The organism is Paractinoplanes durhamensis, assembly GCF_016862175.1.
Classification (GTDB): Bacteria; Actinomycetota; Actinomycetes; order Mycobacteriales; family Micromonosporaceae; genus Actinoplanes; species Actinoplanes durhamensis.
In genome coordinates, this window is sequence record NZ_BOML01000010.1 from 1 (window position 1) to 25,074 (window position 25,074).

A 25,074-nucleotide genomic window follows, 5' to 3' on the forward strand; every position below is an offset into this window, starting at 1 on the left:
ACCAAGTACCCCGTGGGTCCCGAGCTGGGCGGGCACCGCCAAGCCCAACCCACACCTCGCGAGTACCTCAGCCACTCCACCCACACTCCGCCAGTGCCTCACCGCCCCAACCCACACCCGGCAGGGCCTCACCCACCCCAACCCACACCCCGGCAGGGCCTCACCCGCCCCAACCCACACCCCGCCAGTGCCTCGCTGCCCCAACCCCGCGGCCGGCGAGGACGGCGGGCGGCTGCAAAAAAGCGGGGTGCATCTCGGGTGCAGCACTCAGCGGAACGCGGTCTGGGCCGAAGCCATGGTTGAGGAGTTCTGCCCGGATTAGCGCTTGGAGGCGTACACCTTGAAACGGATTTTTGGACTTGCACCTGTTCTTCGTGCTCGCAAGGCTCAAGAAGACGCTGCCCGTGGTGCTGTCAATCAGTCGCGTGCCGAGATCCGCGACGCCCAGGCCCTTGTCAAGCGTCGTTCTCTTCAACTCGTTGGCGCGGAAGCGCCCTCTGAGGGGTCGGCTCGGGCCATGGTTGCCTCGCTTGTCGCGCGGCAGTCGCTGGCCGCCTGTCTCTTTGACGCGCAGCGCATGGTGACCGACGCCGAGGAGGTCGAGCGGGAGCGGCTGGCCGTTCTCGCCGACGCGGCCAAGCGCCGCCGGGCCGTCGAGATGATGGCCGAGCGGCACGCCGAGATGGTCCGGGTCCACGACCTGCGCACCGACCAGGCGTCGCTGGACGAGCTGGCCACCACCTCCAAAGCCCGTAACGCCGCTCGCGGTCTCGCCTAGGGGAGCCATAGATGCCGACGATGGGCGTCAGCGGGGTTCTCTCCCGCATCCAGCAATTGCAGGGTCAGCTCGGCCTTACTCCGCCCACCCCGGAGATCGCGCCCGGCACGGTGATCAGCAAGCCGGGCGACAAGTCGTTCGCGTCGGCGCTGACCGACGCCACCGGCGCCCCGCTGCCGACCATCGGCGGCGGCACCTCCGGCGACGACGTGGTGGCTTCGGCGAAGAAATACCTCGGCACGCCGTACGTCTTCGGCAGCACCAATCCGGACAAGGGTCTCGACTGTTCCGGCCTGGTCCAGAAGACCTACGCCGACCTGGGCATCCAGCTGCCCCGCAACTCGTGGCAGCAGGCCAAGGCCGGCCAGCCGGTGGCGAGTCTGGCCGAGGCGAAGCCGGGCGACATCCTGGCTTTCGACTCGCCGGTCGACCACGTCGGCATCTACCTCGGCGACAACAAGATGATCGCGGCGCCCAAGCCCGGCGACCACGTCAAGATCCAGAAAGTCTGGGAGACGCCCACCCAGATCCGCCGGGTGGTCGGCGACTCGGCCACGGTCGCGGCCCAGAACATGGCTTCGGTGCGCCCGGCTGCTCTCGCCAACTCCGGCGCGCTGCCCGGCGTCCCGTACGGCGACCTGTTCGTCAAGGCCGGCGCCAAGTACGGCGTCTCGCCGAAGCTGCTCGCCGCGGTCGCCAAGGTCGAGTCCGGCTACAACCCGCAGGCCGTCAGCAAGGTCGGCGCCCGCGGCCTGATGCAGCTCATGCCGTCCACCGCCAAGGGCCTCGGCGTCGACAACGCGTTCGACCCCGAGCAAGCCATCTTCGGCGGGGCCAAGCTGCTCGCCCGCAACCTGCGTGAGTTCAAGTCGGTGCCGCTGGCGCTGGCCGCCTACAACGCGGGCGGTGGCGCGGTGAAGAAGTACGACGGCATCCCGCCGTTCGCCGAGACCCAGGCGTACGTGCCGAAGGTCCAGAAGGCTCTCGCCGCCCTCGGCGGCTGACCTCCAAGACGCACTGAACCACTTCAGAGCAGGAGATCCGCATGAAGATGCCGAGTTCCGTCTCCGGTACCGATCGGACGACCGCGGCCGACGCCGCGCGGCGGACGCATGGCAAACGCGGCGACGGCGAGGAGTTCGGCTCGGCGCTCTCGGCCGAGCTCGGCCGGCCGGATCGCGAGGACGACGCCGGCCCGGAGCGGACCGCCGGCCGGGACAATACCGAGCGGGCCGCCACCCAGCGGGCCGAGCGCGTCGAGGCGGACCGGGTCGCCGCGGGGCGGGCCGCGCTCGATCGGGCCGCCGCCAACCGGGCCGCGAACCGGTCGGCCGAGGACCGGGCCGCCGCGAACCGGGGCGCCCAGGTACGCGACACCGCGGACCGGGCCGACGCCGCCCGCCGCGCGGCCGACCACCGGGCGGATACCGACCGGCCGGATACCGACCGGGTGGACACGGATCGCGCCGACAGCCGCCGCACCACCGGCCGGGACGGCGCCGACCGGGCCGCCGACGACCGCACCGGGACCGATCGGGCCGACCGGAGCAGGGCGGACCAGAGCAGGGCCGACCAGAGCAGGGTGGACCAGGACCGCGACCGCGCCGACGCCACCCCCGGCCGGGACGACACCGTCGGGACGGCCGAGAAGCCGGTCGAGGCCAAGACGACGGACACCGCCAAGACCGAGGACGCGAAGCCGGCCGACGCCGCGAAGACCGACGAGGCCAAGCCGGCCGACGCCGCCGCGACCGACGCCGCGCAGGCCACCGCGGCCGCCGCCACCACCACCGCGTCCGCGGCCGCGATGACCGGCCAGGTCGCGGCCGTACCCGTACCCGTACCGCAAGTTCCGGCGCCGGATGCCGGCAAAGCCGCCGCCGAAGCCAAGACCGCCGCCGTCGGCGGGATCTCGCCCGCCGGTGAGCCGGCCGTTGCCGCCCCGGCCACCGGTGCCGCGGCGAACGCGACCACCACGACGACCGGCCCGCAGGAGACCGTCACCAACACCCCGGCCGAGGCCGCGGCGGTGCCGGCCGGAACCCTGCGCGACGCCGCCGGCAAGCCGGTGACCGGCGCGAACCCCGCGAACGGTCCGGCTCTGCCGGGCGCCCTGGCGGCCGAGCTCGCGAAGGCGGGCGGACCGTCCACCGAAACCGCCCCCGCCCCGACCACCGCCACCGCCACCGCCGGCCCACTGACCGGGCCCGCCCCGGACCAGGCGTTGCAGGCGACCGCCGTGACCGGCGCGGCCCCGCCGACCGCCGCGCCGGCGAACGCGACCGCGGACGCCGCCGCCCAGACCGCTCCGGCACCGACCGGTCCCGCCCCGGACCAGAACCAGCAGCCGACTGCTCCGGACACCGCGACCGCGCCGACGACCGCCGCCCCCGACCGGGCCGCTCCGGACGCCACGACCGGGCCGGCGACCGGCCTGCCGCCCGCGCCGGCCGCGACCCCCGGTGTCGCCACCGACGGGACCGCCAATCCCGGCGTACTCGGTCAGGCCGGCATTGCCGGAGTCTCCGGACCGCAAGCCACCGCCCCGGCCGCCCCGGCGGCCGGCACCCCGCCGCCCAGCCCGCAGGGACCGCCACCGCCGGCCGCCGCCCAGGTCGCCGTGCGGATCATCCCGCTGCGTCTGGATGCCGACGGCATCCACCGGCTGACCGTGCACCTGCACCCGGCCGACCTCGGGCCGGTCCAGGTGGTGGCCGAGATCCGCAACGGGGACATCAATCTGCAGCTCACCGGCACTACCGACGCGGGCACCGACGCGCTGCGCAACGCGCTCAGCGACCTGCGCCGCGAGCTGGAGGACTCCGGCTTCGGCAACTGCACGCTCGACCTGCGGCAGGGCACGGCCCAGCAGGAGCAGACCCGGCAGCAGTTCAACGCGCCCGGTTACCCCGGTGGCGGACGCCGCGGCAACGGCCCGGGCGGGAACGACGCGCCGCCGACGACCGAACCGGCCACCGCGCCGCGGCGGGCACCGGGCAACAGCCGGCTCGACATCCACGCATAAATAGAAGCGGCGCCGGCGAACACCCGAGAGGGTGTTCGCCGGCGCCGTCCTTTGTGCTTCTAGGCCTCGCGCACGTCGACCGGGGTGGGCGTGACAGCGGTGGCTTCCCCACCATCGCCGTTCCGCCCGTACCCCGCCGTCACGAATCGCAATGCGGCCAGCAGCAGTGCCGCGATCGGCACCGCGATGATGAACCGGATCATGACGTCGGTGAGGTCCAGCTGATCGAGCACGTACCGGTACAACGCAGGCGCGCTGATCACGAATGCGAACAGCAGGACCGACGGACGGATCATTACCGCACCGGACGCGACGCCCGCCGAGGCGGCGCCGCCACCGGCATCACGTCGGTCGCGATCCGCGCGCAGAGCATGGCGGCCCACGCGTGCGGAGTGGCCTGCTTACCGTCCAGCGAGAAGATCGGCAGGTCCAGGCCGAGTACCGAGGCCGGGTCCTGGGTCAGCTCCACGCCGTGCACCACCAGCGACTCGACCTCGCCGAGCGTGCGCAGGTGGCGGGCCGTGTCGGCGGTCTTGCGGGTGGCGTCGACGATCGCCCAGACCGCGGTGGCCCCGATCGCGTCGCACATCTCGTTGACCCAGAGCGGGTCGGTGCCACCCACCGGTGCGTCCAGCACGACGACCCAGGCCTGCTCGGCGTTGTGCAGCTTGTCCACCCGGGACTCGGCCGCTTCCCGGTTGGGAATCAGCCGGGACGAGTGCAGCCCGGTGCCGGCCGTGGTCGGCGCGGCGAGGAGAAGGTGGTTCTCCGGCACGCCGATCTGGTCCAGCAGGTGACGAGCGATGGGTACGCCGAGGTTGATGTCCCCGGCCAGGACGAGGATCTCGCCCGGCCCGTCCGGGATACCCGGCGCCGAGGGCCGCGCGGCCAGCACGCTCAGCACCCCCGCGTACGTGTCGGCCCCGGTGATCTGGCCGGCCATCGCCTCCGGCATGCCGACCGAGATCAGGTTGCGGATCACCGGGTCGCTGTCGGCGATCGGTGCGGCCACGGCCGGCTGCGACGCCGGCGTGATCGGCTTCAGCCCGAAGGCCTCGGCCGCCGAGATCACCGGCGTCTCGATCGTCTCCTCCACCGGCGGCTCGTCCACCTCGACCGCGCTGGCACCGAGGCCGCCGATCCGATCGGCCAGACTGGGTTGGGCCGGACCGGGCTGGGGCTGCGCGTGCTGCGCGACGTGCGCCGTCGGCTCGGCGGCCGGAGCCGGCGGGGCCGACACGACCGGTGCGGTCGCCTTGGGCGGGTGGTTCACCGGTGCCTCCGTGGTCGCGGCCGGCCGGAACGGGCGCACCGTCGGCGCGTCCTCGCCGCGCAGTGGCACCCCCGCCTTCGGCCGGGGCGGATTCCGCTCGGCCTCCGGCATCGGTGCGTGCCCGGTGGTCTCCAGGCCGGCCATCAGCTCGGCGAACGCCGCGTTGGTGTCGCTGTGCGCGGCACCCCGGCCCTCGTCGGCGCCGAAGTTGGTCTCCGGCCCAGCAGCCGGCCCCGCGGCCGGCCGGGCCGCCGGGCGGGAGAATGTCGTCTCCCCCGGCCGGGCCTGGCCGAAAGCGGCCGGCGTCACCGTCCGGGCCGCCTGTGGGCGTCCCGGTTCGTCCAGTCGGTCCTGCGATTCGGCCCGTTCCAGCAATCGTTCCAGCGTGTGGCCGTTATCCGGGTTCGTACTCCGTTTCGCCATGTCAGTCCTGTCCTCGTTCGGGTCCGGCACCTCCACGGATAGCTCGTAATGCTGCTTCGCGAAGAAGCCCCCGACTCCGCCACTGCGGACTTTGTCGGCTGAGATGATCCGGACACCGGAGCCGTACTCATCGCGTACCTGAGCCAGCAGTGGCTCGATGGCCGGTCCCTCAAGCAGCACCCGCGTAGGCACCGTTCACCACCCCTATCGTCTCGATCTGTGCTGTGGAACCAGAGATTTCGCCGTACGACAGCACCTGCACCCGGCGTGAACCGGCGCGTAGCAGACGCATCAGTGGAAGCCGCAGCTGTGGCGAGCAGGCGAGCACGGGCGAGAGGCCCTGTTGCTCGGCGGTCTCGGCCAGGCGGGCGGCCTCGCTGACGATCGCCTCGGCGCGCAAACCGTCGATCGCCATGAAGGCTCCCGTCTCGCTGGGCCGCAACGATTCGAGCAGTTGTTGCTCGAGCATGGGGTCGAGGGTGATCACCGTGAGCCGGCCGCCGGTGACGTACTGGGCGGCGATGGCCGGGCCGAGCGCGGCTCGCGCCGACTCCACCAGGCTGTCCTGGTCGACGGAGATCTTCGCTCTCAGCGAGAGCGCCTCGAAGATTCGGACCAGGTCGCGAATGGGCACGCCCTCGTCCAGCATGGCCTGCAGCACCTTCTGGATCTGACCGAGGCTGAGGACAGCCGGGGTCAGCTCCTCCACGACGACCGGGTGCGTGCGCTTCACCATCTCGGTCAGCGCCCGGACGTCCTCGCGGCCGAGGAGCCGGCTCGCGTTGCTGCGGACCACTTCGGCCAGGTGCGTGATGATCACGCTGGCCCGGTCGACGACCGTCGCTCCGGAGAGCTCGGCCTGGTAGTGCAGTTCGGCCGGTACCCACTTGCCGGGCAGGCCGAAGACTGGTTCGACACCGGCACGGCCGGGCAGCCCCTGCAGCCCGTCGCCGATCGCCAGCACCGTGCCGGGCGGGGCTTCGCCGGTGCCGGCGTCCACCCCGGAGATCCGGATCGCGTACGAGGAGAGCGGGAGATCCAGGTCGTCCCGGGTGCGCACCGGCGGCATGATCACCCCGAGTTCCATGGCCATCTTGCGGCGCAGGGCGCGAACCCGGTCGAGCAGGTCGCCGCTGCTGGTGTCGACCAGGTCGACCAGGTCGGGCGAGAGCGCGAGCTCGAGCGGGTCGACCCGCATCTCGCCGAGCAGCTGTTCCGGCGAGTCGGGGGCCGGCATGTCGACCGCCTCGGCGACCGCCGCGGCCTCGGCCTCCGGCACCGGGTCCTTGACCCGCTGCGCGATCACCAGCACCAGCACGCCGACGATCAGGAACGGGACCTTGGGCAGCCCGGGGATGACGCAGAGGGCGAGCGCGGCGCCGCCGGCGATGCGCAGGGCCAGCTTGTTCTGGCCGAGTTGCTCGGTGACGCTGGTGCCCATGTCGCCGGAGGTCGCCGACCGGGTCACGATCAGACCGGTGGCCACCGAGAGCAGCAGGGCCGGGACCTGGGAGACCAGGCCGTCGCCGACGCTCAGCAGGCTGTAGTGGTTCATCGCGTCGGAGGCCGACATGCCCTGCTGGATCAGGCCGACGGCGAAGCCGCCGACCAGGTTGATCACGGTGATGATGACGGCCGCGATCGCGTCGCCCTTGACGAACTTGGACCCACCGTCCATGGCGCCGTAGAACTCGGCCTCGGCGCCCACCTCGGCCCGCCGCTTCTTGGCCTGGTCCTCGTCGATCAGCCCGGCGTTGAGGTCGGCGTCGATCGCCATCTGCTTGCCGGGCATGGCGTCGAGGGTGAAGCGGGCGCCGACCTCGGCGACCCGCTCGGCACCCTTGGTCACCACGACCATCTGGACGATCACCAGGATCAGGAAGATGACCAGGCCGATGACCAGGTTGCCACCGACCACGAAGCTGCCGAACGCGTGGATCACCTTGCCGGCGTCGCCGTCGCGCAGCACCAGCCGGGTGGCGCTGATGTTGAGCGCGAGCCGGAACAGGGTGGCGACCAGCAGCAGCGCCGGGAAGACCGCGAAGTCGAGCGGCTTCTGGACGAACATACTGGTGAGAAGGATGAGAAGGGCCGCCGTGATGTTCAGCGCGATGAAAAGATCGAGCAGGAACGTCGGCAACGGGACGACCATCATGATGATGATGCCGATGACCCCGATGGGGACGGCTAGTCGGCTCACGTTGCGCTTCTTCACGGCACCTTCCCGAGCACAGGGTGTAGCTCACCCCTTCACGCAGAGTCTCCCCCGTACGAGGGACGCATGTGAGGAAATCTCCTAAAAACTCGGTTATGCGGCTGTTGATGCGGAATTAGGGTTGCGGTGCAGGCCTGCCGCCGATCCACGCGCCTTCAGACTCATCACGAACGCCAGCACCTTGGCCACCGCGCCGTAGAAGTCGGCCGGGATCTCCGCGCCCACCTCGCAGCCGGCGTGCAGGGCCCGGGCCAGCGGCACGTCCTGGACCAGTGGCACCCGGTGCTCGGTGGCGATCTCCCGGATCTTGGTGGCGAGCGGGCCCTGGCCCTTGGCCACCACCCGGGGTGCGCCCTTGGTCGGTTCGTACCGCAGCGCCACCGCCACGTGCGTCGGGTTGACCATCACCACGTCGGCGGTCGGCACGTCGGCCATCTGCCGGTTCCGGGCCATGGCCATCTGCCGGGCCCGGATCTGGGCCTTGATCAGCGGGTCACCGTCGGAGTTCTTGTGCTCCTGCTTCACCTCTTCCTTGGTCATCCGCAGCTGCTTGTTGGTGCGGCGGCGGACCACGAAGTAGTCGGCGGCGGCCATCACGATGCCGGCCGCCGACGCGGCCCGGATCAACCCGATGGTGGCGTCCTTGACCACCGCCAGCAGCGTGCCGAGCGGCAGCTGACCGGCGGTCATCAGGATCGGGATGGTGTCCTTGGTCGTGCTGTACAGCACGGCGGCCAGCACCGACGTCTTGACCAGGGCCTTGATCCCCTCCCAGAGCGACTGCGGCCCGAACATCTTCTTGATCCCGGGCAGCGGGTTGAGCCGGCTGAACTTCGGGATGAACAGCTTGGTGGCGACCCGGATGCCGCCCTGCGCGCCGGCCGCCGCGATCCCGACGAACATCAGCGTCATCGACAACGGCAGCACCGACCAGGCGATGCCGAAGCCCGCTTCCTTGAGCATCCGCAGGGCCAGGGCCGGTTCCGGGCGCTCGATCACCTGGGGCACCTGGGACAGCAGCTCCTGGGCGTGCTTGATCGCCGACTCGAGGGTGCGGGGCAGCATGATGCTCGCGGCCAGCATGCCGAACCAGGCGCCGATGTCCTGGGTCCGGCCGATCTGGCCTTCCCGCTTGGCCTTCTTGAGTTTCTGTGGAGTTGGCTGTTCGGTCTTCTCACCGGACACGAGTCACCACCCTCAACCCCCGGTCAGCTTGAGTACGGCGGTGACCGAGCGATCGACCAGCGCCTCGACGACCGTCGGCAGGGTGGTGATGGCCAGCCCGGAGAGCAGCAGCAGGACCATGATCTTGGCGGGGAAGCCGAGCTGGAACGCGTTGAGCGCGGGCGCCACCCGGTTCAGCAGGCCGAACGCCACGTCGGTGAGGAACAGGACGATCACCAGCGGGCCGGCGATCTGGATGGCCGACAGGAACATGTCGCCGATGCCCTTGAGCAGCAGCTGGCTGAAGGTGGCCAGGTCGTAGTGGGCGTTCAGCGGCAGGGTGCGGAAGGACTGCAGGAAACCGCGCAGGATCACCTGATGACCCCCGCTGGTGAAGAGGATGGTCACCGCGACCAGGTTGTAGAAGCGGCCGAACACCGAGCTCTGGTTGAGCGACAGCGGGTCGTACCCGCTGGAGAGGGTGAAGCCGCCGAAGAGGTCGAGCAGGTCGCCGGCCGCCTGGAGGGCGGAGAACAGCAGGGCCGTGATGAAGCCGAGCGAGGCGCCCACGAAGACCTGCAGGGCGGCGCAGGCGATGATGTCCGGCGTCTCCAGGCTCGGCACGGTCCCCTTGAGGTACGGCGCGAGCGGCAGGGTCAGCCCGACCGAGAGCAGCGCCTTGACCGTGCCCGGGATGAACCGGGAGTTGAACGGCGGGCTGATCATCAGCCATGCCCCGGTGCGGGCGGCGCCCAGCAGGATGGCGAGGAGGTCCGCGGTCGGGACGTCCCAGTTCATCGGTAGGACGCCACCAGCGACGTGAGAATCAGCCCCCAGCCGTTGACCATCACGAACAGCAACAGCTTGAACGGCAGGGAGATGGTGACCGGCGGCAGCATCATCATGCCCAGTGACATGAGTGACGCGGAGACCACCATGTCGATCAGCAGGAACGGGATGAAGATGACGAAGCCGATGATGAACGCGGCCCGCAGTTCGGAGAGGACGAACGCCGGGATCAGCGTGGTCAGCTCGACGTCGTCCTTGTTCCGCGGCTTGTCCGAGCCGGACAGCTTGATCATGAGGCCGACCTCGTCCTCACGGGTGGTCTTCCACATGAAGTCGCGCAGCGGCTGGATGCCGTCCTTGAACGCCTGCGCCTGGGTCTTGTCGCCCTTGAGGTAGGGCTGCACGCCCTTCTCGTTCATCGCCGAGACGGTCGGGCCCATGATGAACAGGGTCAGGAACAGCGCCAGGCCGGCCAGCACCTGGTTGGGCGGCATGCTGGTCAGGCCGAGCGCGTTGCGGGTGATCCCGAGGACCATGAAGACCTTGGTGAACGCCGTGCACAGCAGCAGCAGGGCCGGGGCCACCGAGAGCACGGTGAGGCCCAGCATGATCACCAGCGAGGACGCCGGGCGGCTGCCGTCCGGATTGGTCCCGTTGACGTTGAGGTTGATGCTCGGCGGCGTCGGTGGGGTCGGCGCCTGCGGTACGCGATCCGGCATCGCCACGGTCACCACGGCCGAGGCCGGCGGCGCCGGTCTCGGCTCGGCGGACGCGGCCGCCGGCAGCAGCACCAGCGCCAGGCCGAACGTGGCGAACAGAAGCAGGATCGCGCGTCGCATCACATCATCGCCTCGATGTTCGGTCGCGGAGGGTTTCCAAGATCGTCCGGTCCAGGCGATTCGCGCCCGGGCCGGCCGGGTGAACGACCGGCAGATCGGCCGGTTCCAGCGGTACGTGCTCCTCGTGCTCGTGCTTCTCGAAGTCGGCGACGTCGGCCTCGCCGAGGAGGTTCACCTGGTTCTCGGTGATGCCGAGGACGATCGCCCGGCCGGCCACCCGCACCACGGCCACCTCGGAGTTGCGGGTGAGCTGCTGCCGATTGAGGACGGCGAGCGCGCCGTGCGCCCGGCGAGCGCTCAGCGGCCGGCGGACCAGCCGTGCCACCGCCCACATCAGGCCCAGGACCACGAACAGCGAGAAGCCGATCCGCAGGACGAGCTCCATCAAGGCCGTTACTCCCGCTCGGTGCCCGGTGCGACGATCTCGGTGATCCGGATGCCGAAGTTCTCGTCCACCACGACCACCTCGCCCCGGGCGATCAGCCGGCCGTTGACCAGCAGGTCGGCCGGGCTGCCGGCGGCCCGGTCGAGCTCGACGATCGCGCCCGGGTTGAGCGAGAGCAACTCGCGCACGCTCATCCGGGTGCGGCCGAGCTCGGCCGAGACCTCCATCTCGACGTCGTGCAGCATGTCCAGGCCGCCGCGGGTCAGCGCCGCGCCGGCCGCGGCCGGGGCCGGGTCCCGGCGGGCCACGTCGACCTGACCGGGTTCGCCGCTCGGCCACGGGCTCAGCGCGAGCGCCAGCACCGCCCGTACCTCTTCGCCCTCGACCAGCGGCACCACCACCGCGTCTTCCTTGGTGGCGAGCGCGCTGAGCGCGACTCCCGGCTCCATCACCTGGCCGGGGTCGAGGACGACCGGTCCGAAGACCCGGGCCGCCGCCTCCAGGGCCGGCCGGACCGCGGCGGTCAGGTCGAGCTCGCCGAGCGGGCTCTCCTTGAGCGCGTCCGCGAGGTCCTGGCCGACCACCACGACGACCTCGCCGGTGGCCGCACCGCTGAACTTGGCGGTGATCGCCTGTCCCTCGATCACGGTCTCCGCGGAGGCGGCGACCGGGTTCGCGACGGCAAGGGCGCGGCTGGTGGGCAGGACGGCCAGGGCAGCTTCGGCGGCGTTCCGGGCGAGCGCCAGCTGGGGCGCGGTGATGGTGGGCGCGGTCATGAGCGGCCTGACTCCTTGGACGACTCCTTGGGCGGCGGCACCACGAGACAGGCAAGCCGGGCGCCCTGATTACCGGGAACTGCGTGAGCGAAGACGGTCTCGTTGACGGTCACCTCGAGCGGCCGGCTGGTCGGATGACCGAGCGGCACGACGTCACCGGGACGCAGGTCCACGATGTCATCGGTACGCATACGAATGGGCTGGAATCGGACTGCAACGTCGATCGGAGCCGAGAAAAGGCCGGCGGTCAGGTTGCGCAGCGCCAGGTCCTTGCTGGCCCGTTCCTTGTCGCTGAGCACGACCGCCTCGGTCCGGGACAGCACCGGCACGATCATGTTGAACGGCATGCAGATGCTGGCCAGGCACTCCTCCGCACCGATCTTCAGGTCGAAGGTGGCGACCACGCAGGCATCACGGGGAGCGTGCGCCCGTAGGAACTGGGCGTTGTACTCGATCTCCTTGAGCCGCGGCTGAATGTCGACAAGGGTCTCGAAGCCGTACCTCAGCTCGCCCAGCATGCGTTCCAGCAGCCCGCGCAGCAGCGGCATCTCGACCTCGGTCAGCGGCCGCTCCGGCTGGGGGCCGCCCGGTCCGCCGAGCATGTGGTCGATCGCGGTCATCACGGCCGAGGAGGACATCTCCATCAAGGCCGTACCGTCCAGCGGCTCCATCGTGACCACCGCGATCACGGTGGGATTGTTGAGCGACGAGACGTACTCGTCGTAGTTGAGCTGCTCGATGGCGGCCAGCGTGACGCTGCTGACCACGCGCAGACGGGTGGTCAGCAGGGTGCCGCAGCTGCGCGCGTACGTCTCGAACGCGGTCTGCAGCGTGCGAACGTGGTCCCGGGAGAGCTTCACCGGCCGGCGGAAGTCGTACGCCGTCGGCCCTGCGCCCTGCCCACGACGCGACATCTTGCCCGGGGATCGTGTTGCGGAGGTCACGCCGTCCCCATCGACTCATTTCCGGAACCGCTGAGCCGGAGAGCCGTATTTACCCCCAAATCGACGAATGGGCGGGATCACCGAAGTGATCCCGCCCGTCCGATTCAGTTGATTACTGGGTCACGAACTGCGTGTAGTAGATGCCCATGACCTCTTGCGTGCCGTCCGTCGTGTACGCCTTGATGATCTTCGCCAGGAGCTCTTCCTTGACGGCCTCGCGGCCCTTCTCGGTGGAGAGCTCGGCAACGGTCTTGCCGGTGTACTCGTCGATCGCCAGGTTGATCGCCTCGCCGGTGTCCACGTCCTCGCTGACGTCAGCGGTCTGCTGGAGCGAGAACTGGAGCTTCAGGTAGTGGCTGTCGGCCAGGTTGATCGTCAACGCGTCGCTGATCGCCACCACGGTGCCCTTGGTCGGCGTCTTCGCCTCGGCGGAGTCGCCCTTCAGCATGAAGAACGCGCCGGCGCCGCCGCCGATCAGCACGACCGCCGCGATCACAATGATCATCAGCATCTTCTTGGACTTCTTGGGCGCCTCGGCAGCGCCATCCTTCGTCTCGTCAGCCATTGGAATCGGACTCCCCTCAGTTGGTCGTGGTCGTGGTGGTGGTGGTGGAAGTAGCGGTGTCGGCGGCGCTGTTCGCCTGCTCGACTGCCTTTTCGAGCGCCGCGGCCTGCGCCGTGGTCTGACCGGAGTGCAGCTTGGCGTCCGCGCCGGCCGCGGCCGGCAGCAGTGCCGCCTGGTCGGCCGGGAGCGTGGTGAGGACGACGACGTCCACCCGGCGGTTCATCGTGATCGAGCGTGGGTCGGACGGGCTGATCAGTGGCTTGGTGTCGGAGAAGCCGACCGCGCTCATCCGGTTCTTGGCGATGCCGTGGCCGGCGAAGTACCGGACCGTGGTCGAGGCGCGAGCCGCGGAGAGCTCCCAGCCGCTCGGGTAGTAGGTGGTGACTGCCTTGAGCTGGTTGGTGTTGCCGTCAACCTCGATGTTGTTCGGCAGCTTCGCCAGCGTCGGTGCCAGCGCGTTCAGGATCTTCTTGCCACCCGCCTGCAGGTCGGCCCGGTTACCGGCGAAGACGACCTCGTTGGTGACGATGGTGACGACAAGCCCCCGCTTGTCGATCGTGAACTTCACGTTGTTGAGCTGACCGGCCTTGGTCAGTGCATCGGACAGCTTGTTCTCGATGTTCTTGAGGTTCTCGGCTTCCTTGGTCGCCGCCTGGGCGTTCGCCGAGGCCTTGAGCCGGTCCTCGGCGGCGACGGCCGCCTTGACCGCGGCCTTCTGCGCTTCGGTCATGTTCGAGGTGCCGGTCTTGCCGTCACCCGGGTTGGCACCCGGGTCGATCTGCACGATCTCGGAACTCTGGCCGGCGCCGTCCAGGGTCGAAGCGGAGCCGGAGAACGCCGCGCTCTCCGCGCCGAACCCCTTGGACAGGCCGGACGCCAGCTGAGCGAACTTCTTCATGTTGACGTCGGACATCGAGTAGAGAACAACGAACAGTACGAACAGAAGAGTCAGCATGTCGGCGTACGACACGAGCCAGCGCTCGTGGTTGACGTGCTCCTCGTGCTCCTCATGAGCCTTCTTGCGCCTGCCGCCACCACCGCCTGAGCTCATCTGTTATGCCGCCTTCTTCGTGCTCGCGGCCGCCTCGGCCTTCTTGGCCTCGTCCGGCGGGAGGAGGCTGCGCAGCTTCTGGGCAACCAGACGCGGGTTCGAGCCGGCCTGGATAGCAAGGACACCGTCGACGACCAGTTCCATCTCCTCCGCCTCGACCGCGCTGAGGCGGGTCAGACGAGCGGCGACCGGAAGCCAGATCAGGTTGGCGCTGAGCACACCCCAGAGGGTGGCGACGAACGCGGCGGAGATCGAGTGGCCGAGCGTGTCGGGCTTGTTCAGGTTCTCGAGAACGTGCACGAGGCCCATGACCGTGCCGATGATGCCGATCGTCGGGGCGTAGCCGCCCATGTTCTCGAAGAGCTTCGAGCTGGCCTTGTCGGCCTTCTTCTTGGCCGCGATCTCGGCGTGGAGGATGTCGTGCAGTTCCTCCGGGTCGGTGCCGTCGATCGCCAGCTGCAGACCGCGCTTCAGGAACGGGTGCTCAACGGTCTTGACCGCGTCCTCGAGGGCCAGCAGACCCTCGCGGCGGGCCCGCTCGGCCAGCTTGACGATGTTCTCGACCAGCTGGGTCGGCGGCGTGACCTTGGCGAGGAACGCCTTCTGGAGCTGCTTGCCGGCGCCGGTCGCGTCCTTCAGAACTCCACCGGCCATACCGGCCATGAACGCGCCACCGAACACCAGCAGCATCGACGGGATCAGGATGATGGAGGACGGTGAACCGCCTTCCAGGATCTGAACGGTGAAGACGATCACCAGGGATACGACTACACCGACGATGGTTGAGATGTCCATCAGCGTTCCTTCCGGTGCAGCGGGAGCACCTTGGCGTCGTGGTCTTGGTCGTCAGCGGAGTCAGCGGACGACGGGGCAACTGGCGCGGGCTCGTTCTCGAGGCGACTCGCCTGGGCGATCAGGGAGGCGCGGTAGTGGCGAACCGAGTCGATGAACTCGGGCACGGACTCGGCAATGACGTACTTAGTGCCGTCCACCAGCGTTACGACCGTGTCGGGCGTGCAGTCCGCGCGCTCGATCAGATCCGGATTCAGGGCGAACACTGCACCGTTGATGCGGGTTACGAGGATCACTTACATCCGTCCTTGGGTGGTGGTGTGGTCCTGACTGGCGGGCCGTCCCTGGCCCCTCGTTCACATGTCATTTCGGCGACCTGACGGTTGCTGATGAGATCCAACCGGTCGCACTACGGGTGCAGCCTTTCGGCTAAAAACGGACGGCCGGGACAGACACGTGAGTGCCTGTCCCGGCCGCCGGCCGGTCTGGTGGTACTACTAGCGCTTCATACTGACGAGCTCCTGGAGCAGCTCGTCGGACGTGGTGATGACCCGGGAATTCGCCTGGAAGCCGCGTTGGGCGATGACCAGGTTGGTGAACTCCTGGGCGAGGTCGACGTTCGACATCTCCAGTGCGCCGCTGATGACCTGACCCATGCCGGCGCTGGCCGGCACACCCACTTGCGGATAGCCGGAGTTGACCGTCGACCGGTACGACGAGTCGCCGGTCTTCTCCAGGCCGTTCACGTTCTTGAAGGTCGCCATGGCGATCTGGCCGAGAACCTGCTTCAGGCCGTTGCTGTACACACCGACGATCTGGCCGGTGTCGGAGACGGTGTACGACAGTGAGGTCAGCGCACCGGCGACCTGGCCGTCCGCGTCGAACACCCGCGCGTCCGACTGCCCGGAGAAGTTGGTGATGTCGGAGATGTCGACGGTGTACTCGTACGGATTGCTGGGGTCCGAGTTGTTGGTGATCTTGAAGCTTGTCGCGTCCGGTTTGCCGGGTTCGGTAGTGCCGAAGGTCAGCTGGGTGCCACCACCGGTGGGCAGGTCGGTCACCTGCGTACCGCTGTTGGTGGCGGTGTCCCACGGGTAGTAGACCGCGTAGGCACCGGTGGCGTCCTGCTGGAAGTTGACGATCTGGGTGCTCGGCGTGCCCAGCTTGTCGTAGACCTTCACCGGGATCGCGTAGTTCTTCGGATAGTCCGTCGCGACCCCGGTCGTGTCGCTGGTCAGGTTGCCCTTCAGCGTGATCGCGGTGGTCGCCTTGGCCGGAATCGTGCTGCCCAGCGGCATCGTGATGTCACCCGGTTTCGAGGCCGAGTTGACCACCCCGTCCGTCGCGGTCCAGCCCTGCACGGGCTCACCGGTCGCGGTGGTCAGCAGACCGTTGCCGTCGAAGGAGAACGAGCCGGCTCGGGTGTACAGATTCTCGTTGCCGTTACGCGTGATGAAGAAGCCGTCGCCCTGGATCATCATGTCGCCGGCGCGCCCGGTGGTCTCCTGCGAGCCCTGGGTCCAGTTCGAGATGATGCCGGCGTTGCGCACACCGAGGCCGACCTGGGCCGGGTTGGTGCCGCCCATGGTTCCCTGGGGCGCACCGGCCGCACCGATCATCTGGCTGAGCGTGTCCTGGAACTGCACGCTGCTCGCCTTGAAACCGACGGTGTTGACGTTGGCGATGTTGTTACCGGTGATGTCCATCATCTGCTGGTGCGCGTGCAGGCCACTGATGCCGGAGTACAGAGAGCGCAGCATGAATCGAGTCCTTTGCGGTTGAGGGGAACGCTGATCAGGCGGTCGCGGGACCGGTGGTCGGCTTGACGTCCTCGTCATCCGACTTCGGTGCCACCGGGCCGGCCGCGGCGGCGGCCGCCGAGCCGGCGAGGCCGGCGGCAGCAACGGCGGCACCGGCCACATTGGCAGCGGCGGCACCGCCCGACTGGCCCAGTGACTGGACTTCCATGACCTTGGACAGCTGCACGTCCGTGTTCCCGACCCGAAGCATCGGTTCGCTGTCTCCGTTGAGCTTTGCGGCCGAGACCGTGCCCGACTGCCGGGCGCCGTTCGCGTCCATGAAGGTGACCTCATGCCCGACCAGGCTGCTCACGCCGATCATCCGTTGCGACTTGAGCATGTCGGCGATGTCGCCGAGCTTCTCGACCTGGGTGAACTGGGCGGTCTGCGCCAGGAACTGGGTCGAGTCGGCCGGATTGCTGGGGTCCTGATACTTGAGCTGAGCCACGAGCAGCTTGAGGAAGGTGTCCTTGTCCCCGAGCTCCTTGCCCTTGGCCTTTTCGGAGGCGCTCGGCCCACTCACCCCAGAGGTACCTGAAGTGCCCGAAATTCCCGAGGTCGGCGAGGTCATGACTACTCCTGTCCGTTTGCATTGCTCGACCTAAGGTTCGACCGGACAGAGTTTTTACTTAGCCCACCGCTCGCCCACCGCCGCCCTTGACCGGACTGAAGGCTCAATGAAAAATCACGGGCCCGCCACCAAGGCGGACCCGTGATACGTACTTACTGACGACCCGATCAGGGCGCCAGGGACAGGCTCAACTTTCCCTTGCCGTACCGGTTGACCTCGATCGACAGGTCGACCCGGCGGCCGAGCGCCATCAGGTGCGCCCGGGCGTCCGCCGGCAGCGGATCGCCGGGGTAGATGACCTGGTACATCTTGATGTGCGGGCCACCCTCCCGGTTGAGCAGGCTGGTCAGCACGTTGCAGAGCTCGAAGACGTTCTCGGCGAGGTTCGGGAACAACTGCTTCTCGTCGATGCTGTCCTCGGCCGCGCCGGCCGGTAGCAGGCCGAGCGCCGCACCCGCGTTCGCCGCCAGGGGAAGGTCCATCCCCAGGACCCCGTAGATGTTCTGTGAAGTGTCAGTGAAAATCGCAACCGTTGCCGTCGCGATCTCCTCAGCGGAGATCGGATCGCCGGGGCTGACGGTCACCTCTCGGCCGAGCAGGTCCTCGAAGAGGTTGCGTACGGCCACATTGCCAGGAAGAACCGAGACGTCGGACATGTCGTAATCATCCCAAAATAGGAGCGAAGACCTCATCGAATCGCTCAGCTGAGAACGGCTTCACGATGAAAAAAAGCGCGCCGGCCGCTTCCGCCTGGTCTTTCATCTCAGGCGTGCTCTCCGACGTCACAAAGCCGAACTTCACGGCGTTGCCCGCCGCCCGAAGTTGACGAAGTACCTCAATACCGGTCATTTCGGGCATATTCCAGTCCGACAGGACCAGGTCCGGGTTCTCGGCCTTCGTCATGTCGAACGCTTCCCGCCCGTTGGCGGCCTCGATCAGGTCATGGTCGCCGAAACCGGCCTGACGCAGGGTCCGGACCACGATCTGCCGCATGACCCGACTGTCGTCGGCGATGAGAATCTTCATTTGCTCTCCTCCTCGTTCTTGACCGCGCGGCTCTGCCACATGGAAATGGACACGGGTTCGCCCTCCCAGACGCCGTAGACGCCGCCGATCCGCTCGGTGTTCGGGTACCGAGCCGTGGATTCGGGAGCCAGGGCCACCTGGGGCAGGGAGAGAAGGGCGCCGGGCGGCAACATCGCCTTCACGTTGCCGCCGACGATGTTGGCGAGTTCGCCGAGCACATCGGAGAGGTCGTCCTCGCTCACCTCGTCCGGTTCCATGGCCAGGAACGCGGCGGCGGCGCGACGGGCCGCCAGGGTTGAGCAGGCATAGACCAGATGTCCGGTCCAGGAACCGCTGATGGAGACGGAGGAGTGCACCTCGGAGGGCTGGTTCTCGTCGTACGTCGGGATGAAGGGGTTGATCCCCTCCGGATCCAGGTACGACTCCCAGACTTGATCCACCATCTCGGCGAGGTCATCCTCATTGACCTCGACTTCGACGCTCATGAGTTTGCTCCGGTCGGGACGAGGCCCAGCAGGGCCAGCTTTTCGATCATGGCGCCTTCGGTGAAGGGCTTGATCACGTATTCGTGGGCGCCCGCGGCGAGCGCCCGGACGATCTGGCTCTGTTCGCTCTCCGTGGTCACCATGACCAGCGTCATCTCACGCAGACGTGGGTCGGCCCGGACGTGGGTGACGAACTCGAGCCCGTTCATGTTGGGCATGTTCCAGTCGATGAGGGCCAGGTCCGGCACCTCGGGCATCTCGAGCAGAAGGTCCAGTGCCTCCTTGCCGTCGCCTGCTTCGACCGCATCGAAGTTCAGCTTCGTGACAATGCGCTTGAGGATCATGCGCATTGCGCGGGAGTCGTCGATCACCATGGCGCGCATCGCGTCGTCATCCCCTTCTCAAGGCGCCCGCGGGCGCCCCGTTACGGACTCGGTAGGCAGAGGTGCGGCCGGCGGCCACCCGCTCGTAGTTGTCGTCGATCCCGATCGTCGTCTCGGCCGCACCGAGGAAGAGCCACCCGTCGGGGCGGAGAAGCTTGGCCGCGTTCTGCAGTACGGTCCGCTTCGTCGCGACATCGAAATAGATCAGGACATTGCGCAGGAAGACGATGTCGAAGGGCTGCATGGCCGGCAGCGGCGCGGTCAGGTTCATCAGCCGGAACGAGACGTTCTTGCGGAGCTGCGCGGTGATCCGCCAGTGCGCACCGGCACGCTCGAAGTACTGCACCAGCTGCTGCGCCGGCAGGCCGCGGTTGATCTCGACCTGGCTGTACTCGGCCGCCTCCGCACGCTTGACCATCTCGGTGGAGATGTCGGTGCCCATGATCTCGTAGGTCCAGCCCGGCGGCAGGTTCTCCTGCATCGTGATCGCGAGGCTGTACGCCTCCTGGCCGCTGGAGCTCGCGGCCGACCAGATCCGGATCTTGCGGGCCGCCGACCGCGACTTGATCAGCTCGGGCAGCACCACGTCGGTGAGCGCCAAGAACGGCTCCCGGTCCCGGAACCACGAGGTCTCGTTGGTGGTGAGCGCGTCGATGATCCGGCGCTGGTGGGCCGGGTTCGGCCGGCGCTGGAGCTCGGCGAGGAACTCGTTGACGTTCGCCGCGCCGACCGCCCGGGCGACCGGGATCAGCCGGGCCTCGACCAGGTATTCCTTGCCCGGCGCGAGGACGATCGAGGCTTCCTTGCGGACGAGCGTCGAGACGTAGGTGAACTCAGCTTGGGAAAGGGTCATCGGGCCACCGCCGCCGATCGGCCGGTCTTCACCCGGTTGATCAGATGCGCGGCGATCCGCTCCAGCGGCAGGACCTCGTCCGCCAGGCCCGCGCCGACCACGGCACCCGGCATTCCCCAGACCACCGAGGTGGCCTCGTCCTGAGCCAGAATTTCGGCACCTGCGTCTCTCAGCACCTTCGCACCACCCCGTCCGTCATGTCCCATTCCGGTGAGCACGGTGGCATAGGCCGATGCCCCGTAGAGGGCCGCGACCGACCGGAACATGACGTCCACGGCCGGGCGGCAGGAGTTCTCCGGCGGTGCGCTGCTGAGCTGCGTCAGCGTCGCCGTTCCCCGGCGATGCAGCACCAGGTGCGAGTCGCCGGGAGCGATGTAGGCCCAGCCGGGCTGCAGTTCCATCCCGTCGCCGGCCTCGACCACGTGCAGCGGGGTGCTGCGGTCCAGGCGCTCGGCGAACATCTTGGTGAAGACCGGCGGCATGTGCTGGGTGATCACGATCGGCACCGCGATGTCCGACGGCAGGCCGGTGAGCACCTTGGTGAGCGCGTCGGGGCCGCCGGTCGAGGAGCCGATCGCCAGGATGTCGACCTTGCCACCGGGCGTCCCGCGCTTCGCCGGACGTGGCGGCGCTCCGGACGGCGGCGCACCCGGACGGCCGGGGGGACCGGCCGGAGGTAGACCGGCCCGCGGCGGGGCGGCACCCGGCCGGGTCCGGATCGGGGCGGCGGGAGCGCTCGGACGCCCGGGCGGGGCGCCCGGTGCGACGCGTCGCCGGCCGCCCAGCGCGTGGATCTTCGGGACCAACTCGCTCCGGACCGCCGCGATGGACTCGTTGACCGAGCCGACGTTGCTCGGCTTGGTGACGTAGTCGGTCGCGCCGGCCGCGAGCGCTTCGAGCGTGGCCGAGGCACCGGCCGCGGAGAGCGTGCTGAACATGATCACCGGGATCTGCTTGTGCCGCTTGCGCAGTTCCCGGACCGCCTCGATGCCGTCCATCTGCGGCATCTCGATGTCCATCGTGATCACGTCGGGCTTGAGCTGATCGATCTTCGCCTGGGCCAGGAGACCATTGGAGGCCGTACCGACGACCTCGATGTTCTCGGCGCCGCCCAGGGCGTCGACGATGAGCCGACGAACCACGACAGAGTCGTCGACGACGAGCACCGTAATCATCCGACCACCTCCCTCACCCGAGCCACGCCGGGCCCAATGCCGCGACGACCGGCGCCAGCAGCCGATGCGCGGTGGAGGTGTCCAGAAGGTCACGTACCACCAGCGCCTGTACGGCACCGCTGAGCATGTTCCAAACCCCGCCGGCCCGGTCGGCCAGCGGAATGTCGGCCGTGTCCACGGCCTGTACCAACAGCATCTGCGCCGCGGCGGCGGTGCGGACCCGATCCGAGAGATACGCGGCCCAGGAGGCCGAATGGACGGCCGGGGACCAGCCACCCGCGTTCCGGCGCGCGTCCTCCGCCGAGGCCGTCAGCCGGCTCACATCCTTGGCCCGCAACGAACGCAGGCGGTCCAGCAGGGCCGACACCGTGTAGTGGTGCGGGCCCAGGTCGATCGGGGCGCCGGCCGGCAGCTTGCGCATCGCCGACACCCAACCGGCGCCGAGCATCCGGCGCGAATCGTTGTCCAGCACCTCGCGGAGGTAGCTGGCGACCGCGGCATCGCACAGCAGCGCGGTGGCGGCCGAGGCCGTCTCGGTCTGCTGTGCCTCCCGGCCGGTCCCGCTCCAGGTCCAGGCCATCACGTCGTAGCGCAGGCAGGTGAGCAGCGCGTCGACCGAACCGATCGGCGCCCGCTCGACCAGCGCCAGGCTGCCGGCCGGGTCCTCCTTCGACATGCCCTTGAGGGACGGCATCCGGCGGGCCGCGCTCTCCACCTCGACCCACAGCGGCCCCCGGATACCCTCATCCGGCAGCCGCTCGGCCAGGATCTGCAGGTCGTCCTTCTGCAAGCGCAGGCCACGCAGCACCACTTCGGCCGTCGCCGACCCGCCGGCCAGGCGGGTCAGGTCGAAGCCGAGCACCGGGGCGCTGACCAGGCTGTACATCAGGTGGTGGCGCGGTACGTGTCGACGGCCTGGTTGACGTCGAGCGCGAGCATCAGCCGGCCGTCGAGCTTGAACGTGCCGACGACGAGTTCCCGGGTCGGGCCGCTGAGCGTGTCCGGCGGCGGCTCGAACCGCTCGTCGTCCAGGTCCACGACCTCACCGATCTTGTCGACCAGCAGGCTTACCGGCTCGCCGTCGCCGCGCAGGATCACGTTCATCACCGGACCCTGCAACGCCTTGCGCGCCATGCCCAACTGGACCCGCAGGTCCACCGCGGCGATCACCTGACCGCGCAGGTTGAACAACCCGCCGACGGCCGGCGGAGCCAACGGCACCGGGGTGTACTCGTTGTACGAGAGCACCTCCTGCACCGTGTGCACCTCGACGCCGAAGAGCTGACCCGCCACCTCGAAGGTGGCGAACTGTCGGCTCGCCATCTCAGGCCTCCACCAGCATCTCGTCGTTCTCCAGATCGGTGTAGAAATTCGGGTCGGCGGCGAGGATCGCGCGGCGGACGTCGAGCAGCTCGGTCACCCGTTGCTGGATGACCGCGGTGCCGACCAGGCCGTCCTCCTCCGCGTCCCGGCGCGCGGTCGTGGAGTTCTCGGCGATGTCGACGATCCGGTCCACCACCAGGGCCACGCTCCGTCCGGCTTCGCTGTAGACGACCACCGACACGGTGTCGCCCTCGGGCTCCTCGCCGTACGCACCGAGCAGGTGCGACAGCCGCACCAGGGGCAGGATCTGCCCGCGGTACTGCACGACCTCGCGGGAGCCGGCGTGCTCGATCCGATCGCGCGGGAATTCCTCGAGCCGGGTGACGGTGTCCAGCGGGATCGCGACCCGCCGATCACCGACCGCGGTGACCAGCAGCCGTTCGCCGGTTCCGCTGACCGCGTTGGCCCGCGACGAACCCTCGAGACTCTTGCGGTCGGCGTCGGCGGCCAGGTGACTGCGCCGGGCGAGCGACGAGACGTCCAGGATCAGGCCGACCTTGCCGTCGCCGAGGATGGTGGCCCCGGCGTACAGGCCAATGTCCTTGAATCGGCTGTTGAGGGCCTTGACCACGACCTCTTCGGTGTTCAGCACGCGGTCCACGATCAGGCCGAACCGTCGGCCGTCGGCCTGCAGCACCATGATGTAGACGCCCTGGTCACCGCCGACCTCGAGGCCGAGCGCCCGGTCCAGCCGGACCAGCGGCAACAGCTTGCCGCGCAAGCGGTAGACGGGCGCGCCCGAGGCGTACTCAATCTTGGTGGAATTTCCGTCGATGAAGACCAATTCCAAGACCGCGACCTGGGGTACGACGTAACGCTGCTCGCCGCAGTCGACGGTGAGCGCCTGGATGATCGCCAGGGTCAGCGGGATGGTGAGTCGCCAGACCGTGCCCTCGCCGGGCGTCGAGTCGACGCTGACCGCACCACCGATGTTCTCGATGTTGGTCTTGACCACGTCCATGCCCACGCCACGGCCGGACACGTTGGTGACCTTGGCGGCGGTGGAGAAGCCCGGCTGGAAGACCATTGCCATGATGTCGCGCTTGTCCATGTTGGGGATCTGGTCCGCCCGGAGCAGGCCGTTCTCCACGGCCTTCTGCGCGATGCGGTCCACGTTCAGGCCGGCCCCGTCGTCGGCGACCTCGACCGCCACGTGCCCGCCCTCGTGGTAGGCGCGCAGAGTCAGCGTTCCCTCGGGGTCCTTGCCGGACGCGATCCGCCGTTCGGGTTCCTCGATACCGTGGTCGACCGCGTTGCGGACGAGGTGGGTCAGCGGGTCCTTGACCGCCTCCAGCAGGCTTCGGTCGAGCTCGGTCTCCTTGCCCTGCATGACCAGCTCGACCTTCTTGCCGAGCGAGTTGCTCAGGTCCCGGATGACTCGGGGCAGCTTCGACCAGATGTGCTCGATGGGCTGCATCCGGGTCTTCATGATGCCCTCTTGCAGCTCACTGGTGATCATGCCGAGCCGCTGCGCACTGCGCACCAGGGTCGCGTCGCCGGTCTCCATCACGCCGCGGACCAGCTGGTTCCGGGCCAGGACGAGTTCGCCGACCATGTTCAGCAGGGTGTCGAGGAGATCGACGTCGACCCGGATCGCGCTGTCCGCGATGCTGCGCTTGGGTGCCTGCTGCGACAGCGCCTCGTTGACCGCGGCCGGCTTGGCCTTGCCCTCCTCGAGAAGGATCGTGCCGAGCTTGCGCTCGTCGCCCTCGAGCTGCTGAGCCAGTGCCGAGCCGACGTCCTGCGGCGCGGCCCCGCCCGTCTCGACGAGGATCTCGCCGATCGGCTTGCGCTGCTCCTCGACCGGCTCGGGCGCCGGCCGCGCGGCGGCGGGCACCTCGTCGAGCGGCACCGGCGTCTCGCCGGCCGGAGCGGCGTCCTCGGCGGGCGCGGCGGCCGGAGCGGCCGCCTCCGCCGCTGCTTCGCCGGCGTTCATCTGGGCGTGGACCTGGGCGAGGATGCTGTCGATGTCGACGTCGTTCTCGCTGCCGTTCTCCTCGATCGAGGAGAGGATCGACCGCACGCCGTCGATCATCGCGAGCAGCACCGTGATCGTCGCCGGGGTTACCGGCTGCACGCCGTCGCGCAGCCGGGAGAGCAGCGACTCACCACCGTGGGCGAGCTTCTCAAGCCGGCTGAAGGCCAGGAAGCCGCTCGTACCCTTGATCGTGTGGATCGCCCGGAAGATCCGCGAGATCAGATCACGCGAGTCCGGTTCCTGCTCGAGGGAGACCAGGTCGCGGTCGATCTGGTCAAGGTTCTCGTGGCTCTCCAATAGGAATTCGCCAACGATTTCACCAAGGTCTTCCACGCTTACCTACCTCCTGCTCGGCTTCCACAGCTCTCATCGACGGTTACGTCCGTCACCTGAGAACACCTG

At 68.9% G+C, this 25,074-nt stretch carries 27 protein-coding genes; 3 read left to right on the forward strand and 24 right to left on the reverse strand.

Features of this window, described 5'->3' with window-relative positions:
* Positions 1-340: 340 nt before the first annotated feature.
* Genes Adu01nite_RS49235 through Adu01nite_RS05120 form a run of 3 tightly spaced genes read left to right on the forward strand, consistent with a single transcriptional unit; the run spans position 341 to position 3,803 of the window.
* Complete coding sequence (locus Adu01nite_RS49235; RefSeq protein WP_203725452.1) at positions 341-778, forward strand: flagellar FliJ family protein; 438 nt, start codon at positions 341-343, stop codon at positions 776-778.
* A gap of 11 nt (positions 779-789) precedes the next feature.
* Positions 790-1,782, forward strand: a complete 993-nt coding sequence (locus tag Adu01nite_RS48375) for a transglycosylase SLT domain-containing protein (RefSeq protein ID WP_203725319.1) — start codon at positions 790-792, stop codon at positions 1,780-1,782.
* Positions 1,783-1,823: 41 nt separating this feature from the next.
* On the forward strand, positions 1,824-3,803 hold the full coding sequence (locus tag Adu01nite_RS05120) for a flagellar hook-length control protein FliK (protein ID WP_203725321.1): 1,980 nt from the start codon (positions 1,824-1,826) through the stop codon (positions 3,801-3,803).
* Positions 3,804-3,862: 59 nt separating this feature from the next.
* On the opposite strand, the gene Adu01nite_RS05125 is transcribed toward Adu01nite_RS05120, so the two are convergent.
* From Adu01nite_RS05125 to Adu01nite_RS05240, 24 genes are all read right to left on the reverse strand, one after another.
* Positions 3,863-4,099 carry a hypothetical protein gene (locus tag Adu01nite_RS05125; RefSeq protein ID WP_203725323.1) on the reverse strand — a complete coding sequence of 79 codons (237 nt, stop codon included), beginning with the start codon at positions 4,097-4,099 and terminating at the stop codon, positions 3,863-3,865.
* The gene (locus Adu01nite_RS05130; protein ID WP_239132144.1) at positions 4,099-5,499 is read right to left on the reverse strand and encodes a hypothetical protein; all 1,401 of its coding nucleotides are present in this window, start codon (positions 5,497-5,499) and stop codon (positions 4,099-4,101) included. The genes Adu01nite_RS05125 and Adu01nite_RS05130 overlap by 1 nt, the downstream gene beginning before the upstream one ends.
* Positions 5,500-5,668: 169 nt before the next feature.
* Complete coding sequence (gene flhA / locus Adu01nite_RS05135; RefSeq protein ID WP_239132145.1) at positions 5,669-7,699, reverse strand: flagellar biosynthesis protein FlhA; 2,031 nt, start codon at positions 7,697-7,699, stop codon at positions 5,669-5,671.
* 108 nt (positions 7,700-7,807) lie between these two features.
* Positions 7,808-8,899, reverse strand: coding sequence for an EscU/YscU/HrcU family type III secretion system export apparatus switch protein (locus tag Adu01nite_RS05140; RefSeq protein ID WP_203725328.1), 1,092 nt, complete (start codon positions 8,897-8,899; stop codon positions 7,808-7,810).
* Between the two features lie 12 nt (positions 8,900-8,911).
* Positions 8,912-9,676 carry a flagellar biosynthetic protein FliR gene (locus Adu01nite_RS05145; protein ID WP_203725330.1) on the reverse strand — a complete coding sequence of 255 codons (765 nt, stop codon included), beginning with the start codon at positions 9,674-9,676 and terminating at the stop codon, positions 8,912-8,914.
* Positions 9,673-10,506: a flagellar type III secretion system pore protein FliP gene (gene fliP, locus Adu01nite_RS05150; RefSeq protein ID WP_239132146.1), complete on the reverse strand. Its 834-nt coding sequence runs from the start codon at positions 10,504-10,506 to the stop codon at positions 9,673-9,675. The genes Adu01nite_RS05145 and fliP overlap by 4 nt, the downstream gene beginning before the upstream one ends.
* Before the next feature lie 4 nt (positions 10,507-10,510).
* On the reverse strand, positions 10,511-10,891 hold the full coding sequence (locus tag Adu01nite_RS05155) for a FliO/MopB family protein (RefSeq protein WP_239132158.1): 381 nt from the start codon (positions 10,889-10,891) through the stop codon (positions 10,511-10,513).
* A gap of 8 nt (positions 10,892-10,899) precedes the next feature.
* The gene (gene fliN, locus Adu01nite_RS05160) at positions 10,900-11,667 is read right to left on the reverse strand and encodes a flagellar motor switch protein FliN (RefSeq protein ID WP_203725336.1); all 768 of its coding nucleotides are present in this window, start codon (positions 11,665-11,667) and stop codon (positions 10,900-10,902) included.
* Complete coding sequence (locus Adu01nite_RS05165; RefSeq protein ID WP_239132147.1) at positions 11,664-12,611, reverse strand: flagellar motor switch protein FliM; 948 nt, start codon at positions 12,609-12,611, stop codon at positions 11,664-11,666. The genes fliN and Adu01nite_RS05165 overlap by 4 nt, the downstream gene beginning before the upstream one ends.
* 112 nt (positions 12,612-12,723) lie before the next feature.
* On the reverse strand, positions 12,724-13,176 hold the full coding sequence (locus Adu01nite_RS05170) for a flagellar basal body-associated FliL family protein (RefSeq protein WP_203725338.1): 453 nt from the start codon (positions 13,174-13,176) through the stop codon (positions 12,724-12,726).
* Between the two features lie 16 nt (positions 13,177-13,192).
* Positions 13,193-14,227, reverse strand: a complete 1,035-nt coding sequence (locus Adu01nite_RS05175; protein ID WP_203725339.1) for a flagellar motor protein MotB — start codon at positions 14,225-14,227, stop codon at positions 13,193-13,195.
* Positions 14,228-14,230: 3 nt separating this feature from the next.
* The gene (locus Adu01nite_RS05180; RefSeq protein ID WP_203725340.1) at positions 14,231-15,022 is read right to left on the reverse strand and encodes a flagellar motor protein; all 792 of its coding nucleotides are present in this window, start codon (positions 15,020-15,022) and stop codon (positions 14,231-14,233) included.
* Positions 15,022-15,315 (reverse strand): flagellar FlbD family protein, encoded by a 294-nt coding sequence (locus Adu01nite_RS05185; protein WP_203725341.1) that lies wholly within the window; start codon positions 15,313-15,315, stop codon positions 15,022-15,024. Before Adu01nite_RS05185 ends, Adu01nite_RS05180 begins: the two co-directional genes overlap by 1 nt.
* Positions 15,316-15,516: 201 nt before the next feature.
* The gene (locus Adu01nite_RS05190; protein ID WP_203725342.1) at positions 15,517-16,779 is read right to left on the reverse strand and encodes a flagellar hook protein FlgE; all 1,263 of its coding nucleotides are present in this window, start codon (positions 16,777-16,779) and stop codon (positions 15,517-15,519) included.
* A 34-nt stretch (positions 16,780-16,813) separates the two neighbouring features.
* Entirely contained in the window at positions 16,814-17,341 is a 528-nt protein-coding gene (locus tag Adu01nite_RS05195; RefSeq protein WP_239132148.1) for a flagellar hook assembly protein FlgD, read from the reverse strand.
* 215 nt (positions 17,342-17,556) lie between these two features.
* Positions 17,557-18,045, reverse strand: a complete 489-nt coding sequence (locus Adu01nite_RS05200; RefSeq protein ID WP_203725344.1) for a hypothetical protein — start codon at positions 18,043-18,045, stop codon at positions 17,557-17,559.
* A 7-nt stretch (positions 18,046-18,052) separates the two neighbouring features.
* Positions 18,053-18,415, reverse strand: coding sequence for a response regulator (locus Adu01nite_RS05205; RefSeq protein ID WP_203725346.1), 363 nt, complete (start codon positions 18,413-18,415; stop codon positions 18,053-18,055).
* Positions 18,412-18,900: a chemotaxis protein CheX gene (locus Adu01nite_RS05210; protein ID WP_203725348.1), complete on the reverse strand. Its 489-nt coding sequence runs from the start codon at positions 18,898-18,900 to the stop codon at positions 18,412-18,414. Before Adu01nite_RS05210 ends, Adu01nite_RS05205 begins: the two co-directional genes overlap by 4 nt.
* Entirely contained in the window at positions 18,897-19,274 is a 378-nt protein-coding gene (locus tag Adu01nite_RS05215; protein ID WP_239132149.1) for a response regulator, read from the reverse strand. Before Adu01nite_RS05215 ends, Adu01nite_RS05210 begins: the two co-directional genes overlap by 4 nt.
* 16 nt (positions 19,275-19,290) lie before the next feature.
* Positions 19,291-20,136, reverse strand: coding sequence for a CheR family methyltransferase (locus Adu01nite_RS05220; protein WP_203725352.1), 846 nt, complete (start codon positions 20,134-20,136; stop codon positions 19,291-19,293).
* Complete coding sequence (locus tag Adu01nite_RS05225) at positions 20,133-21,311, reverse strand: protein-glutamate methylesterase/protein-glutamine glutaminase (protein WP_203725354.1); 1,179 nt, start codon at positions 21,309-21,311, stop codon at positions 20,133-20,135. The genes Adu01nite_RS05220 and Adu01nite_RS05225 overlap by 4 nt, the downstream gene beginning before the upstream one ends.
* A gap of 13 nt (positions 21,312-21,324) precedes the next feature.
* Entirely contained in the window at positions 21,325-22,197 is an 873-nt protein-coding gene (locus tag Adu01nite_RS05230; protein ID WP_203725355.1) for a hypothetical protein, read from the reverse strand.
* The gene (locus Adu01nite_RS05235; RefSeq protein ID WP_020513051.1) at positions 22,197-22,634 is read right to left on the reverse strand and encodes a chemotaxis protein CheW; all 438 of its coding nucleotides are present in this window, start codon (positions 22,632-22,634) and stop codon (positions 22,197-22,199) included. Before Adu01nite_RS05235 ends, Adu01nite_RS05230 begins: the two co-directional genes overlap by 1 nt.
* A gap of 1 nt (position 22,635) precedes the next feature.
* Positions 22,636-25,005, reverse strand: coding sequence for a chemotaxis protein CheA (locus Adu01nite_RS05240; protein ID WP_203725357.1), 2,370 nt, complete (start codon positions 25,003-25,005; stop codon positions 22,636-22,638).
* Positions 25,006-25,074 lie beyond the last annotated feature (69 nt).